This is a genomic window from Actinomycetospora chiangmaiensis DSM 45062 (assembly GCF_000379625.1).
GTDB classification, from domain to species: domain Bacteria; phylum Actinomycetota; class Actinomycetes; order Mycobacteriales; family Pseudonocardiaceae; genus Actinomycetospora; species Actinomycetospora chiangmaiensis.
Genome location: NZ_KB903247.1, coordinates 185481 through 199638 on the forward strand (window position 1 = coordinate 185481; position 14158 = coordinate 199638).

General features: G+C 73.1%; 15 protein-coding genes. 3 read left to right on the top strand and 12 right to left on the bottom strand.

What is annotated here, in order from left to right:
• The first annotated feature begins 1 nt into the window (after position 1).
• Positions 2 to 1087, top strand: a complete 1086-nt coding sequence (locus tag A3CO_RS0127715) for a YeiH family protein (RefSeq protein WP_018335521.1) — start codon at positions 2 to 4, stop codon at positions 1085 to 1087.
• 8 nt (positions 1088 to 1095) lie between these two features.
• Here A3CO_RS0127715 and A3CO_RS0127720 read toward each other — a convergent pair whose 3' ends face one another.
• The 7 genes from A3CO_RS0127720 to A3CO_RS0127745 all read right to left on the bottom strand — a co-directional run bounded on the left by A3CO_RS0127720 (position 1096) and on the right by A3CO_RS0127745 (position 6559).
• Positions 1096 to 1866, bottom strand: a complete 771-nt coding sequence (locus A3CO_RS0127720; protein WP_018335522.1) for a GntR family transcriptional regulator — start codon at positions 1864 to 1866, stop codon at positions 1096 to 1098.
• A gap of 38 nt (positions 1867 to 1904) precedes the next feature.
• Entirely contained in the window at positions 1905 to 3212 is a 1308-nt protein-coding gene (locus A3CO_RS0127725; RefSeq protein WP_018335523.1) for an MFS transporter, read from the bottom strand.
• Entirely contained in the window at positions 3209 to 4381 is a 1173-nt protein-coding gene (locus A3CO_RS0127730) for an LLM class flavin-dependent oxidoreductase (protein WP_018335524.1), read from the bottom strand. The genes A3CO_RS0127725 and A3CO_RS0127730 overlap by 4 nt, the downstream gene beginning before the upstream one ends.
• Before the next feature lie 111 nt (positions 4382 to 4492).
• On the bottom strand, positions 4493 to 4576 hold the full coding sequence (locus A3CO_RS40515) for a putative leader peptide (RefSeq protein ID WP_425393430.1): 84 nt from the start codon (positions 4574 to 4576) through the stop codon (positions 4493 to 4495).
• 55 nt (positions 4577 to 4631) lie between these two features.
• Entirely contained in the window at positions 4632 to 5147 is a 516-nt protein-coding gene (gene msrA / locus A3CO_RS0127735) for a peptide-methionine (S)-S-oxide reductase MsrA (RefSeq protein ID WP_018335525.1), read from the bottom strand.
• Between the two features lie 56 nt (positions 5148 to 5203).
• Positions 5204 to 5398: a hypothetical protein gene (locus A3CO_RS0127740; protein ID WP_157647880.1), complete on the bottom strand. Its 195-nt coding sequence runs from the start codon at positions 5396 to 5398 to the stop codon at positions 5204 to 5206.
• Between the two features lie 57 nt (positions 5399 to 5455).
• Positions 5456 to 6559, bottom strand: coding sequence for an LLM class flavin-dependent oxidoreductase (locus A3CO_RS0127745; RefSeq protein ID WP_018335527.1), 1104 nt, complete (start codon positions 6557 to 6559; stop codon positions 5456 to 5458).
• A gap of 83 nt (positions 6560 to 6642) precedes the next feature.
• On the opposite strand from A3CO_RS0127745, the gene A3CO_RS0127750 reads away from it, so the two are divergent.
• On the top strand, positions 6643 to 7845 hold the full coding sequence (locus A3CO_RS0127750) for an NAD(P)/FAD-dependent oxidoreductase (protein WP_018335528.1): 1203 nt from the start codon (positions 6643 to 6645) through the stop codon (positions 7843 to 7845).
• On the opposite strand, the gene A3CO_RS0127755 is transcribed toward A3CO_RS0127750, so the two are convergent.
• On the bottom strand, positions 7836 to 9011 hold the full coding sequence (locus tag A3CO_RS0127755; protein ID WP_018335529.1) for an acyl-CoA dehydrogenase family protein: 1176 nt from the start codon (positions 9009 to 9011) through the stop codon (positions 7836 to 7838). The genes A3CO_RS0127750 and A3CO_RS0127755 overlap by 10 nt on opposite strands.
• Positions 9008 to 10309, bottom strand: coding sequence for an MFS transporter (locus tag A3CO_RS0127760; RefSeq protein ID WP_018335530.1), 1302 nt, complete (start codon positions 10307 to 10309; stop codon positions 9008 to 9010). Before A3CO_RS0127760 ends, A3CO_RS0127755 begins: the two co-directional genes overlap by 4 nt.
• Before the next feature lie 323 nt (positions 10310 to 10632).
• On the opposite strand from A3CO_RS0127760, the gene A3CO_RS0127765 reads away from it, so the two are divergent.
• Entirely contained in the window at positions 10633 to 11121 is a 489-nt protein-coding gene (locus A3CO_RS0127765; protein WP_018335531.1) for a beta-class carbonic anhydrase, read from the top strand.
• An 81-nt stretch (positions 11122 to 11202) separates the two neighbouring features.
• On the opposite strand, the gene A3CO_RS0127770 is transcribed toward A3CO_RS0127765, so the two are convergent.
• The 3 genes from A3CO_RS0127770 to A3CO_RS0127780 all read right to left on the bottom strand — a co-directional run bounded on the left by A3CO_RS0127770 (position 11203) and on the right by A3CO_RS0127780 (position 14137).
• Positions 11203 to 12480 (bottom strand): sulfate adenylyltransferase subunit 1, encoded by a 1278-nt coding sequence (locus A3CO_RS0127770; protein ID WP_018335532.1) that lies wholly within the window; start codon positions 12478 to 12480, stop codon positions 11203 to 11205.
• Positions 12480 to 13325 (bottom strand): sulfate adenylyltransferase subunit CysD, encoded by an 846-nt coding sequence (gene cysD, locus A3CO_RS0127775; protein ID WP_245561624.1) that lies wholly within the window; start codon positions 13323 to 13325, stop codon positions 12480 to 12482. Before cysD ends, A3CO_RS0127770 begins: the two co-directional genes overlap by 1 nt.
• A gap of 92 nt (positions 13326 to 13417) precedes the next feature.
• A complete protein-coding gene (locus A3CO_RS0127780) occupies positions 13418 to 14137 on the bottom strand; it encodes a phosphoadenylyl-sulfate reductase (protein ID WP_018335534.1) in 720 nt (239 codons plus the stop codon).
• Between the last annotated feature and the right edge of the window lie 21 nt (positions 14138 to 14158).

A 14158-nucleotide genomic window follows, 5' to 3' on the forward strand; every position in this document is an offset into this window, starting at 1 on the left:
CGTGCTGGACGTGCGTCACGCCGGAGCCGCGCTCCGGTCCACCGTCGGCGACCGGCTCCGGACGACGGGTGCCGGGCTCGGCCTCGCGGTACTGGTCGCGGCCGTCGCCACCCCGCTCGGGCGACTCGCGCCGATCCTCGGCGCCCCCGTCGTCGGGATCGTCCTGGGCATCGCGCTGGGGGCCGTCCTGCGTCCCGGGCCGGTCTGGCGGCCCGGGCTCGGAACGGCGTCGCGGCCCGTCCTGCAGCTCTCGATCGTGCTGCTCGGGGCGACACTGTCGCTGCGCCAGGTGGTCGCCGTCGGGCTCGACTCGCTGCCGGTGATGCTCGGGTCGCTCGCCGTGGCGCTCGGCGGGGCGTGGGTCCTCGGCCGGCTGCTGCACGTCCGCGGGGACACGCAGCTGCTGATCGGCATCGGCACGGGCATCTGCGGCGCCTCGGCGATCGCGGCGACCGCGGCGGTCCTGCGCCCGCGTGAGCACCAGGTCGCCTACGCGCTCGGCACGATCTTCGTGTTCAACGTGGCCGCCGTCCTCGCCTTCCCGGGCCTCGGGCAGGCCCTGGGCATGGACGGGCACGCCTTCGGGCTGTGGGCCGGGACCGCGATCAACGACACGTCGTCGGTGGTGGCCGCGGCCTACTCCTACGGCGACGGCGCGGGACCCGACGCCGTCGTCGTGAAGCTGACCCGCAGCCTGATGCTGATCCCGGTCGTCGTCGTGCTCGCGGTGTGGAGCGCGCGGCGCGAGGCGGCGCGGGCGGCGGCCGACCCGATGGGACCGGTCGGCCCGGACGCCCCCGAACCGCGGCCCCGGCTCCCGTGGACGCGGATCGTGCCGTGGTTCCTCGTCGGCTTCGTCGTCGCCTCGGCGCTCACCACCGTCGGCGTGGTCCCCGCGACGTGGCACGCCGGGCTGTCCGCGGCGGGGACCTTCCTCATCACCGTGGCGCTCGTCGCGATCGGGCTCTCGATGCGCCTCGCGGACCTCCGCCGGGCCGGGGTGCGCCCGCTGGTCCTCGGCGGGTGCCTGTGGGTCGCGGTCGCCGTGTCGAGCCTCGGGATCCAGGCCCTGATCGGCACCGTGTGACCGGTCCGTCAGCGGCCGCCGACCAGCGAGGACACGGCGAGGCGGTACCCACCTGCGGAGAACTCGGCGCGGAAGGCGAAGCGGTCGCCACGGACGACGGTCTGCCGCCACTCGACGACCCGGTCGCCGACGCGACCGGACCGCTCGATCGCGAAGACCGCCGTGTCCGGGCGGCAGGCGAGCAGGGCCCGTTCGGCGGGGGAGGGGAGGGCCGCGCGGATCTGCTCCTCCCCGCCCTGCAGTCGGACCCCCGCCCGGCCCGCGAGCTCCTCGTAGAGCGAGGTGTGGGTGAAGTCGACGTCGAGCAGTGCGTCGCCGAGCGAGGCGGGCAGCCAGACGCGGTCGAGGGCGAGGGGCTCGTCGTCGGCGAGGCGGAGCCGCTCGAGGTGGACCAGCGGCGTCGACTCCTCCAGGCCCAGCCGCACCGCGACCAGCCCGTCGGTCTGCCGTTCGAGGCGGCGGACGACGCTGCGCTGGCTCAGCCCGGCGGCGCGCACCGACTCGAAGAGGCTGTAGAGCGCCCCGACCGGCTGCTGGATCTCCCGGCCCCGGACGAGGCGGGGGGCCCGGCCCCGCTCGGCGGTGACCAGGCCCTCCTCCCGCAGCGCCCGCAGCGCCTCCCGGACGGTGTTGCGGCTGACGTCGTACTGCGCGACCAGCACGTTCTCGCCCGGGAAGGCGTCGTCGAACTCACCACGACCCGCGCGTCGTCGCAGGTCCCGCTGGACCTGGGCCCACAGCGGCAGCGCGTCGTCACGGTCGACCGCCCGAGCGGGCACGGCGCACCTCCTGACGCGGGTCGTGGGTCGGCATCCTCCTACAGGTGCTCGAGCGGCCGGGCCCGCAGCGCCGCCCAGATGCTCACCAGGGCCGCGATGAAGAGGTAGCCCGCCGCGTACCAGGGCGTGCCGGCACCCAGGGCGAGCAGCGAGGTGAGGATCAGCGGGGTGAGCCCGGAGGCGTAGATCCCGCCGCCCTGGAACGCGAGCGACATGCCGGTGTAGCGGGTCCGCGTCGGGAAGATCTCGGCGAAGAGCGTCGACTCGGCGCCGCTGGTCAGCCCGTAGGAGACGCCGAGCATGACGATCAGCACCAGCCCGACGACGAGCGTCGACCTCAACCCGAGCAGCGCGAACGCGGGGAACACCCCGACGGCGAGGACGGCGCAGCCGATCGCGAAGACACGTCCACGCCCGATGCGGTCGCCGAGGAAGCCGGCCAGCAGCACGACGAACGCGCTCACCACGGCCGCGACCGTCACCGCGATCAGCATCTCGGTACGCGGCAGCTTGAGCGTCGACACGGTGTAGGTGAGGACGAAGACGCCCCAGGTGTTGAAGGAGGCGCCCTCGGCCCAGCGGGCGAGCAGCCCGAGGCCGAGGTTGCGGCGCGACTCCGGGTCGCGCACCACGTCCAGCGCCGGCACCCGGGAGACCTCGGCGGCCTCCTGCATCCGCCGGAACGCCGGGGTCTCCAGGACGGCGAGGCGCACGACGAGGCCGATGACGACCAGGATCACGCTCGCGACGAACGCGATGCGCCAGCCGTAGTCGATGAACGCCTGGTCGTCCATCACGGCGCCGAGCAGCGCGAACGCGCCGGTCCCCAGGGCCAGGCCGAGGCCGAGGCCGATCTGCGGGGTGGCGCCGTAGAGGCCGCGTCTGCCGGGCGGGGCGTACTCGACGGCCATGAGCACGGCGCCGCCCCACTCGCCGCCGATCGCGATGCCCTGGATCACCCGGAGCAGCACGAGCAGGATCGGCGCGGCCACGCCGATCGCGGCGTAGGTGGGCAGCAGCCCGATCGCGGCGGTGGAGAGCCCGGTCAGGGCCATCGTCACGATGAGAGTGCTCCGGCGGCCGACGCGGTCGCCGATGTGCCCGAAGATCAGCCCGCCGATGGGGCGGGCGACGAAGCCGATCGCGAACGTGGCGAAGGAGAGCAGGGTGGCCACCGTCGGGTCGCCGTTGCCGTAGAAGAGCTGCGGGAACACGATCCCGGCGGCGGTGGCGAAGAGGAAGAAGTCGTACCACTCGATCGTCGTGCCGATGAGGGACGCGGCGAGGACGGTACGTCCCTCGCGGCTCCCGGCGGACGGGACCGCGGGGTCGGCGGTGGCGGTCACCGGGCGTGCCCGGCGAACGGCACGGACGCGGCGGGGGCGTCGAGCGCGCGGGCGGCCTCGGAGCCGTCGGCCGGGGTCCACAGGCCGCGGCGTCCGAGCTCGGCCAGCGGGCCCTCGCCGACCCAGTAGGCCTCCTCGAGGTGCGGGTGCCCGGAGAGCACGAACTCGGTGATGCCGAGGTCGTGGTACTCGGCCATGCGGTCGGCGACCTCGGCGTGACTGCCGACCAGTGCCGTGCCCGCCCCACCGCGGACCAGGCCGACGCCGGCCCAGAGGTTGGGGGAGACCTCGAGGTCGGCGGCGGTTTTCGCCCCGCCGTCGTGCAGGGAGCGCATCCGCTGCTGGCCGACGGACTCGCTCTTCGAGAGCCCGGCCTGGACCTGCTCGATCATGTGGTCGGGGATGCCGCGCAGCAGCTCCTCGGCCTGGGCCCACGCCGCGTCGGCGGTGTCGCGGGTGATCACGTGCAGCCGGATGCCGAACCGGACCTCGCGGCCCTCCTCGGCGGCGAGCTTGCGGATCCAGGTGATCTTCTCCTGCACCTGCTCCGGCGGCTCGCCCCAGGTCAGGTACACGTCGACGTGCTTCGAGGCGACCTCGCCGGCCTTCGGCGACGACCCGCCGAAGTAGATCGGCGGCACCGGGTCGGGGAGGCGCTCGAGCTTCGCGCCCTCCACGTGGATCTGCTCGCCCTCGAGCGTGACCTCCTCGCCGGCCCACAGGCGGCGGACGACGTCGAGGAACTCGCCGGTGCGGGTGTAGCGGTCGTCCTTGCCGAGGAAGTCGCCGTAGGCGCGCTGCTCGGAGGGCTCGCCGCCGGTGACGACGTTGACGAGCAGGCGGCCGCCCGAGTGGCGCTGGAAGGTGGCGCCCATCTGCGCGGCGAGCGTGGGGGAGGTGCCGCCGGGGCGGAACGCGACGAGGAACTTCAGCCGCTCGCTCTCCGCGGCGAGCATCGCGGTGGTGAGCCAGGCGTCCTCGCACCACGCGCCGGTGGGCGTGAGGGCGCCCTCGAAACCGACGGTCTCGGCGGCGCGGGCGATCTGGGCGAGGTAACCGAGCGACGCCTCGCGGGGCGTGCCGGCGGCCGAGGCGGCCATGCCGTGGCCGCCGCCGACGAGGCCGCGGGAGTCACCGTAGGTGGGCAGGAACCAGTGGGCAGTGATCACGAGGGAGGGGTCCGATCCGGGCTGGACGTCGGTGTGCGCTCCGCGCTCGTGAGCACTAAGTGGGGCTATAGCCCCAGTTAGTGCTCACCTGCGAAGCACACCGGGCGGTGGTCAGCCCGGACAGGCACAGCTGGTGACCCGGCGGAGGTCGACGTGGCGGCGCTGCGTGAGCAGGCACGTGCGGTCGACCGTCATGGGGAGTCATCCTCCGGTCGCCGGACGAACCCGACAACCGGAGGTGACGTGCGCGTCAGGCCTGCGCGGACTCGGAGCGCTTCGGGAGCTTCCAGTCCGGGCGCACCCAGTGGCAGGTGTAGCCCCAGGGCTGGCGGATCAGGTAGTCCTGGTGCTCCGGCTCGGCCTCCCAGAAGTCACCGGCCGGCTCGACCTCGGTGACGACCTTGCCCGGCCACAGGCCGGAGGCGTCGACGTCGGCGATGGTGTCCTGGGCGACGCGCTTCTGCTCCTCGGAGGTGTAGAAGACCGCCGACCGGTAGCTGCGACCGATGTCGTTGCCCTGACGGTTGCGCGTCGACGGGTCGTGGATCTGGAAGAAGAACTCGAGGATCTCGCGGAACGAGATCTTCTCGTCGTCGAACACGACCTCGACGGCCTCGGCGTGGTCGCCGTGGTTGCGGTAGGTGGCGTTCGGGACGTCCCCGCCGGAGTAGCCGACGCGGGTGGAGATGACGCCGGGGCGACGGCGCAGCAGGTCCTGGGCGCCCCAGAAGCAGCCGCCGGCGAGGATCGCGGTCTCGGTGGCCATGAAGGTCCCTTCTCTCGACTCGTCGTGCACAACGAATCCGGACCGCCGAACCTTCCCTACTCGCGGCTCTGGCGGCGCCGGTACTGGTCGACGATCCCGGGCGGGAGCGGTCCCGACGACGGGACGGGCAGGCCCCGCTCACGGGCCCACATCCGCACCGACTCGACCCAGCCGGAGACCGTGCCGGCGCGCGTCGGTTCGTCGGCGTCGTGGCGGGGCAGGGGCGTGGTGAACGGGCGTGGTTCGGTCATGGCCGACACCTCCGGGGACGTCGTCGTCACCATCCACCTGTACGCCTGTGGTCGCGATCACACAACCGGCGTCAGCGTCCGGTCGGCCTCCGACCGCACGAGCGGCAGCAGGTCCCGGCCGTACGCGGCAACGTCGTCGAACGGGTCGTAGCCGCGCAGCAGGAACGTCGTCACGCCGATCGCGGCGTAGTCGAGCAGGGCCGCGGCCACCGTCTCCGGCGTGCCCACCAGCGCCGTGGAGTTCCCGGCCGCCCCGCTCGCGGCCGCGGTCGGGGTCCAGAGGCACCGGTCGTGCAGCTCGCCCTGCTCGGCCACGGCCATCAGCCGTTGCGACCCGACGTTGGTGCGGGTGGTCTCGTGGGCCTGCCGGTTGGCCGAGCGCCCCGTGAACGACCCGCCGCCCCCGCCCGCCGCGACGATCCGGTCGAGGACGTCGTGCGCCCGGTCCCAGGCCTGCTCCTCGGTGGCGCCCAGGATCGGGCGGAAGGACACGGAGATCCCCGGCATCTCCGTCCGACCCGCCGCCCGCGCCGCGGCGTGCACGGACGCGATCTGCTCGGCGGTCTGCGCGAGCGGCTCGCCCCACAGCGCGAACACGTCGGCGTGCTTCCCGCCGACCCGGTAGGCGGACGCCGACGACCCGCCGAAGAAGACCGGGATCGGCTGAGCCGGCCGGACGTCGGTCTGGACGTCGACGACGTCGTAGAACTCGCCGTGGTGGTCGAACGGCTCGGTCGCGGCCCAGATGCGCCGCACGACGTCGAGGTACTCGTCGGTGCGCCGGTAACGGCCCTCCTTGTCGAGGTGGTCGCCGTCGCGGGCCTGGTCGGCGTCGCTGCCGCCGGAGATCGTGTGCAGCGCGACCCGCCCGCTCCCGGCGAACGCGTCGAGGGTCGCGAAGGCGCGGGCGGCGAGCGTCGGCGCGACGAACCCGGGCCGGTGCGCGACGAGGAAGCCCAGCCGGTCGGTCGACGCGGCGAGCGCGGCGGCCACCTGCATCCCGTCCGGCGACGAGGCGCTGTGGCCGACGAGCACCCGGTCGAACCCGGCCTCCTCGTGCGCCGCGGCGAAGCGGCGCACGAACCCGACGTCGAGAAGAGGTCCCGACGGCGGGTGGATCTCCGAGCCGTACCGGGTGCTGAGCTGGCCGATGAACTCCACGTTCCAGGGTGGCTCCGCCCCGTGAGTACTAATCCGTGCTCTGGAACGGATTAGTACTCACAGGCCGAAGGCACCCTCGCGGCATGCACATCGTCATCATCGGAGCCGGACTCGCCGGGACCACCACGGCGCAGACCCTCCGCGACCAGGGATTCGACGGGGACATCACGCTCCTCGCCGGCGAGGACCGGCTGCCCTACGATCGGCCGCCGCTCTCGAAGGACTACCTGTCGGGCTCCTCGGGGGCCGACGACATCCTGCTCCAGGAGCGGGGCTGGTACGACGAGAACCGGGTCGCCCTGCGGCTCGGGACGCGGGCGAGCGCGGTGGACCCGAAGGCCCATCAGGTGACGCTCGAGGGCGGCGACACGCTCACCTACGACAAGCTCGTCCTCGCCACCGGCTCCACCGCCCGCACCCTCGGGCTGCCCGGCGCCGACGCGGAGGGCGTCCACACCCTGCGGACGCTGGCCGACTCCGACGCGATCAAGGCGGAGTTCGGCGAGGGGCGCCGCCTCGTGGTCATCGGGGCCGGGTGGATCGGGCTGGAGGTCGCGGCCACCGCCCGCGGCGCCGGTACGTCGGTGACCGTGCTGGAGCACGAGGGGCTCCCGCTGCTGAAGGTCCTCGGCCCGGAGATGGCGCAGGTGTTCGCCGACCTGCACACCCAGAACGGCGTCGAGCTGCGCACGCTGGTCGAGGTGGCGGAGATCGTCGTCGAGGACGGCCGGGCCGCCGGGGTCCGGCTCGCCGACGGATCGACCGTCGAGGCCGACGCCGTCCTGATCGGCGTGGGCGCCGCCCCCGACCTCGAGCTCGCGCAGGCCGCCGGGCTCGACGTGGAGGACGGGGTGCTCGTCGACGCGTCGCTGCGCTCCAGCGACCCGGACGTCTACGCCGTCGGTGACATCGCCGCGCACGACCACCCGACCTACGGCCGCCTGCGCGTCGAGCACTGGAACGCCGCCTCGACCCACCCGGCGACCGCCGTCCCCGCGATGCTCGGCGGCAACGACACCTACACCGAGGCGCCGTACTTCTTCTCCGACCAGTACGACCTGGGCATGGAGTACGTCGGGCACGCCCCGCAGGGCAGCTACGCCAGGGTCGTCACCAGCGGCGACGTCGCCGGCCGCGAGTTCGTCGCCTCCTGGCTGGACAGCAAGGACCGCCTCCTCGCCGTGATGAACGTGAACGTCTGGGAGGGCCTCGAGGACATCCGCTCGCACGTCGGCTCGTCCGAGCCCGTCAGCGAGGAGACGCTGCAGGTCGTCGATCAGAAGTAGCCGTTGCGGGGCAGCTCCTCGCCGCTGATCGCGAGGCGGCCGAGGGCGCTCGCCCGGTACGACGCCGGGTTGTGCAGGGTCAGGGTGCGGATGTTGCGCCAGTGCCGGTCCAGGTTCTTCGCCCGGGCCGAGGCCGACGCGCCGCCGACGTCGAACAGCGTCGTCGCCGCGTCGGCCGCCACCCGGTCCAGGTGCACCTTGACCGCACTGGCGGCCACCGACGCCGCCCGACCCACCTCGTCGGTCGGCTCCCCGGCGCGCACCGCGTCCTCGGCGGCCTGCACGGCGTCGGCGGCCGCGAGGACGGCCGACTCCGCCACCCAGGCCGTCGACACCAGCCGGCCGACGGTCTCCTGCAGCATCGGGTCGTCGACCGGCCGCGGGGCGGGGGCGTGGTCGAACGTCCGGGTCCGGGAGCGGACGAGGGCCGCGGCGTCGCTCGCCACCGACCGCAGGATCCCGGCCACGAGCGCCTGCAGGTAGAGCTGGAGGAAGGGCACGTCGGAGGCGGGACGCGGCTCGTGACGGGGCCGGACGGCGAGGAACTCGTCGGGTGCCACCGCGACCCCGTCGAACCGCGTCGTCCCGGTCCCGGTGCGCGACTGGCCCATGCCGTCCCAGTCGTCGACGACCGTGACGCCCGCTCGTGAAACGGGCACGAGCACCGTCGCCACCCGGTCGCCCTCGACCCGCGCCGCCACCGAGATCCAGTCCGAGTACAGCGTGCCGGTGCTGTAGTACTTCACGCCGTCGAGTCGCCAGCCGTCGTCGACCGGGGTGAGCGTCGTCGTGAAGTCGTGGTTCCCGGCAGCCACCGTGCCGGTCTCGGAGATCGCGTTGCCGAACACCGTCCCGGCGCGCACCTCGTCGAGCCAGCGGGTGTGCCCGCCGCGGACGAAGCCGAGCGTCTGGCTGTAGTGGGTGCGCAGCACGTGCGCGACGATCGGGTCGGCCTCCGCGAGGTCGATGACGAACCCGAGCAGCTCCCGGATGGTCGCGCCCTGCCCGCCCTCGTCGACGGGCAGCGCGAGCGCGCCGAGGCCCGCCGTCGCGACCGCCTTCACCTGGTCGAACGGGCTGACGCCGTCGCGCTCGCGCTCGGCGGCGCCCGCCGCGATCTCGGCGAGCAGCTCATGCAGTTCGGGGGAGCCGAGGCGCACGGTCACACCGTCGATCCTTCCCGACGACGGCTCGGGTCGGGGGCGAGCAGCGCCGCGGCCGTCGTCAGGACGGCGAGCCCGGCGTAGGCGAGCACGATCCACCACGGCCGCCCGTTCCCGGCGATGAGCAGCGAGGCGGCCACGAGCGGGGCGAGTCCGCCGGAGAGCACCGAGCCGATCTGATAGCCGAGCGAGGCCCCGCTGTAGCGGACGCGGACGTCGAACATCTCGGCGAACCACGCCGCCTGCGGGCCGTACATGGAGTCGTGCACGACGTTGATCGCGAGGACCGCCGCCAGCACGATCAGCACGGTCGAGCCCGTGTCGACGGCGAGGAAGAACAGCGCCAGCGCCGCCGTCCCGCCGATCGCCCCGACCAGGTAGGGCCGTCGGCGACCGACCCGGTCGGACAGCACCGCCCACAGCGGCGTGGTGGCGAGCCCGAGCGCCGACACCACGACGACGGCCGTCAGGCCCGCCGACGACGCCTTCCCCAGTTTCTGGGTGACGTAGGTCAGCCCGTAGGTCGTGATCAGCGTGTAGAGCCCGATCTGCGAGAGCCGCAGACCCGTCGTCAGGAGCACCTCCCGCGGCGCCGTGCGCAGCACCTCGACGATCGGCAGCCGGGCGACCCGACGTTCCTGGCGCAGCGCGACGAACTCCGGGGCGTCCTCGAGGCGCAGCCGGATCACCAGGCCCACCGCCACGAGCAGGGCGCTGGCCAGGAACGGGATGCGCCAGCCCCACGACAGGAACGCCTCGTCGGAGGTCGTGGCGCGCACGAGGAACAGCGACCCGGTCGCGAGCAGCATCCCGGCCGGCGAGCCGATCTGGGTGAAGCTGCCGTACCAGCCGCGGCGGTGCGGTGGGGCGTGCTCGGTGGACAGCACCGCGGCGCCGCCCCACTCGGCCCCGACCGCGAAGCCCTGCACGAGCCGGAGCACCACGAGCAGGGTTGGCGCCAGCGCGCCGATGCTCGCGTACCCGGGCAGGACCCCGATGAGGGTCGTCGCCCCGCCCATCCCGACGAGCGCGCCGACGAGCACGGTCTTGCGCCCCACCCGGTCACCGAGATGCCCGGCGACGACCGCGCCGATCGGCCGGGCGCCGAAGCCCGCGGCGTAGGTCGCGAACGCGGCGAGGGTGCCCGCCGTCGGGCTGACCGACGGGAAGAACAGCGTGTTGAACACCAGCGCCGTCGCGGTGGCGTAGAGGTAGAAGTCGTACCACTCGATGGCGGTGCCGACCGCGCTCGCGAGGGCGACGCGGCGCGGGGTGGTCACGGGCTGGGTCGTGGTGGTCACACGGGTCTCCGGAGGTCGGTGGTCCAGGGGCGGCCCTACCGACACAGGGACGAGGCGACCAGCAGCAGGTCGATGTGCTCACGCTCCACGAGCAGCCAGCCGGTCACCGCGGCGACGGTAGTTGCTTGCGCCGCTCGCCGCAGGTGCGATCGAATGATGCGTATGTGCGCAGGTGGACTCGACGCCTTCTGGCCGAGCCGCCGCGTGCAGGAGTTCGACCAGTGGTGTCGCCGGGCCGCGTGAGCCCGCAGCCGTTCCCGCGCGTGCCCCCGCGGCCGGTCCGTGCCGTCGTGTCCTGGTCGAATCCCTGAGAGGAACCCGTCGTGTCGGTCACCGACGACTACCTGAAGAACAACGAGACCTACGTCGCGAACTTCCCCGGCGAGCTGCCGCTGCCGCCCGCCCGCAAGACGGCCGTCGTGGCCTGCATGGACGCCCGCGTGAACCCCTACGGTGCGCTGGGCCTGAAGGAGGGCGACTCGCACGTCATCCGCAACGCCGGCGGCGTCGTCACCGACGACACGATCCGCTCGCTCGCGATCTCGCAGCACCTGCTCGGGACCGAGGAGATCATCCTCATCCACCACACCGACTGCGGGATGGTGACGTTCACCGACGAGCAGTTCGCCGACATCCTGGAGAAGGAGACCGGCCAGCGCCCGTCGTGGACCGCGAACGCCTTCCCCGACGCCGAGGGCGACGTCCGCGACTCCATCAAGCGCATCACCGACAGCCCGTTCGTCAAGAACAAGGACTCGGTGCGCGGCTTCGTCATCGACGTCGCGACGGGGAAGCTGAACGAGGTCAGGTGACCTCCCCGGCCTGAGCGAAGGGCCCCTTCGGTCGATCTATCCGACCGAAGGGGCCCTTCACTCACCAGCAGACGTCCCCGCCTACGCGTCGACCGGCGTCGTCACCAACGGCCGCCCGACCAGGCCGGCCGCGAGCGTGTCGCCGGCCTGCGGGTCGATGACGAGGAACGACCCGGTGGCGGCGACCGTGTCGTAGTCGTCCAGCGGCAGCGGCTCGGCCACCGTGATCGCCACGTGGCCGATGTCGTTGATCTCGAGCGTGCCCGGGTCGGCGTCGAGGGCGAGGGTCTGGATGTCCAGGCGGTCCTCGACGGCGGTGATCATGGCCTGCACGGTGTGCGTCCCGTGCTTGACCAGGAGCCGGCGCCCCGGGGTGAGCGGCTTGTCGTGCAGCCACGCCAGGGTCGCGGTGAACTCGGTGACCGGGTCCGGCGCGGACCCCGCGGCCGTGATGACGGCGCCCCGGGCGATGCCGAGGTCGTGCGCGAGCCGCAGCACCACGCTGTCGCCCGCCGAGGCGCTGTCCAACGCCGACGTGTACCGGTCGATCCCCTCGACCGTGGTCCGCTGGCCGTCGGGGAGCACGACGACCTCGTCGCCGACCGACACCGAGCCCGCCGCGACGAGTCCGGCGTAGCCGCGGTAGTCGGGGTACTCGGCCGAGCGCGGCCGGATCACGGTCTGCACCGGGAACCGGAACGGCGCGGTGTCGTCCGGGCCGTCGACCGGGACCGACTCGAGGTGGTCGAGCAGCGTCGGGCCGTCGTACCAGGGGGTGCGGTCCGACGCGAGGACGACGTTGTCGCCCTTCTTGGCCGACACCGGGATCGTCACGACGGTGTCCTCGCCGTAGCCGAGCGCCGCGGTGTGGTCGCGGAACTCCTTGGCGATCGTCAGGTAGGTCGCCTCGTCGTAGTCGACGAGGTCGATCTTGTTGACGGCGAGCACCAGACGCGGCACCCGGAGCAGCGCCATCACCGCGGCGTGACGGCGGGTCTGCTCGACCACGCCGTGCCGCGCGTCGACCAGCAGCACCGCGAGCTGCGCGGTCGACGCACCGGTGACGGTGTTGCGGGTGTACTGCACGTGGCCGGGGGTGTCGGCCAGCACGAAGGAGCGGCGGGGCGTCGCGAAGTAGCGGTACGCCACGTCGATCGTGATGCCCTGCTCCCGTTCCGAGCGCAGGCCGTCGACCAGCAGCGACAGGTCGGGCTCGCCGTCGGCGCTCTTCGACGCCCGCTCGACGGCCTCGAGCTGGTCGGCCAGGACCGACTTGGTGTCGTAGAGCAACCGACCGACGAGCGTGGACTTGCCGTCGTCGACCGAGCCCGCCGTCGCGAGCCGCAGGAGATCGGTCATCAGAAGTAGCCTTCCTTCTTGCGATCTTCCATCGCGGCCTCGGAGAGGCGGTCGTCCGCGCGCGTGGCGCCGCGCTCGGTCAGCCGGGACTCGCGGACCTCGGCGAGCACCTCGTCGAGCGTCGTGGCGGTCGACTCGACCGCGCCGGTGCAGGAACCGTCGCCGACGGTCCGGTACCGGACCGACTTCGTGATGACCTCTTCGCCGTCGCGCGGGCCGCCCCACGGGCCCGACGTCAGCCACATGCCGTCGCGGGCGAACACGTCGCGGGTGTGCGCGTAGTAGATCGTCGGCAGGTCGATCTCCTCGCGCTGGATGTAGCGCCAGACGTCGAGCTCGGTCCAGTTCGACAGCGGGAACACGCGCACGTGCTCGCCCGGCTTGTGGCGCCCGTTGTAGAGGTTCCACAGCTCCGGCCGCTGCCGCGAGGGCTCCCACGCCCCGAAGGCGGTGCGCAGCGAGAAGATGCGCTCCTTGGCCCGCGCCCGCTCCTCGTCGCGTCGGCCGCCGCCGAACACCGCGTCGTGGCGGTGGTCGGCGATCGCGTCGAGCAGCGGCGTGGTCTGCAGCGGGTTGCGGGTGCCGTCGGCGCGCTCGGACAGGCGCCCGTCGTCGATGTAGTCCTGCACGCTCGCGACCTCGAGGGTCAGCCCGTAGCGCTCGACGACGGCGTCGCGGAACTCGATGACCTCGTCGAAGTTGTGCCCGGTGTCGACGTGCAGCACCGGGAACGGGATCGGCGCGGGCCAGAACGCCTTGTGCGCGAGGTGCACCAGCAGCATCGAGTCCTTGCCGCCGGAGAAGAGGATCACCGGGCGGTCGAACTCGCCGGCGACCTCACGCATCACGTGGATCGCTTCGGACTCGAGGACGTCGAGCTGGTCGGTTCCCGCCGGGGACGCAGCGGAGCGGAGCTCGACCCCTGACTCTGTCGCCGTCATCCGTGCAGCCCGCATTCGGTCTTGGTGAAGCCCGCCCAGCGGCCGCTGCGCGGGTCGGCGCCGGGCGCCGGCTTGGCCGTGCACGGCTGACAGCCGATCGACGGGTAGCCCTCGCCGACCAGCGGGTTGACCAGCACCGCGTGCTCCGCGATGTAGGCGTCCATCTGCTCGTCGGTCCAGTGCGCGATCGGGTTGACCTTCGCCAGCCCGTGCCGCTCGTCCCAGGTGACCAGCGGGGTGTTCGCCCGGGTCGGGGCCTCGACGCGCCGCACGCCGGTGACCCAGGCGTCGTAGCGCGCGAGGGTCTTCTTGAGCGGCTCGACCTTGCGCATGTTGCAGCAGGCGCCGGGGTCGGAGGCGAAGAGGTTCTTCCCGAACCGCGCGTCCTGCTCGGCGACGGTCAGCTCCGGCTCGGCCTGCACGATGTTCACGCCGTAGACCTGGGCGACCGCGTCGCGGGTCCCGAGGGTCTCGGCGAAGTGGTAGCCGGTCTCGAGGAACAGCACGTCGACGCCGGGACGCGCCTCGGCGCCCAGCTTCACCAGCACCGCGTCCTGCATGTTCGACGCCACGATGAGCCGGTCGCCGTAGGTGGCGGCCGCCCAGGCGAGGATCTGCGCGGTCAGCTCGACGTGGTCGGTCGTGCCCTCGAGCGCCGCGAAGCGCTCCCCGGCAGCGAGGGCGTCGGCGCGGGTGTCAGCTTCGGTGCTGGTCATGCGGCCACTCCTGAGACGACG

Bases quoted from the DNA above. Each gene is read 5' to 3' on its own strand.
- A3CO_RS40515 (WP_425393430.1), bottom strand. From the start codon at position 4,576: ATGACGGTCGACCGCACGTGCCTGCTCACGCAGCGCCGCCACGTCGAC.
- msrA (WP_018335525.1), bottom strand. From the start codon at position 5,147: ATGGCCACCGAGACCGCGATCCTCGCCGGCGGCTGCTTCTGGGGCGCC.
- A3CO_RS0127740 (WP_157647880.1), bottom strand. From the start codon at position 5,398: ATGACCGAACCACGCCCGTTCACCACGCCCCTGCCCCGCCACGACGCC.
- A3CO_RS0127750 (WP_018335528.1), top strand. From the start codon at position 6,643: ATGCACATCGTCATCATCGGAGCCGGACTCGCCGGGACCACCACGGCG.
- A3CO_RS0127770 (WP_018335532.1), bottom strand. From the start codon at position 12,480: ATGACCGATCTCCTGCGGCTCGCGACGGCGGGCTCGGTCGACGACGGC.
- cysD (WP_245561624.1), bottom strand. From the start codon at position 13,325: ATGCGTGAGGTCGCCGGCGAGTTCGACCGCCCGGTGATCCTCTTCTCC.
- A3CO_RS0127780 (WP_018335534.1), bottom strand. From the start codon at position 14,137: ATGACCAGCACCGAAGCTGACACCCGCGCCGACGCCCTCGCTGCCGGG.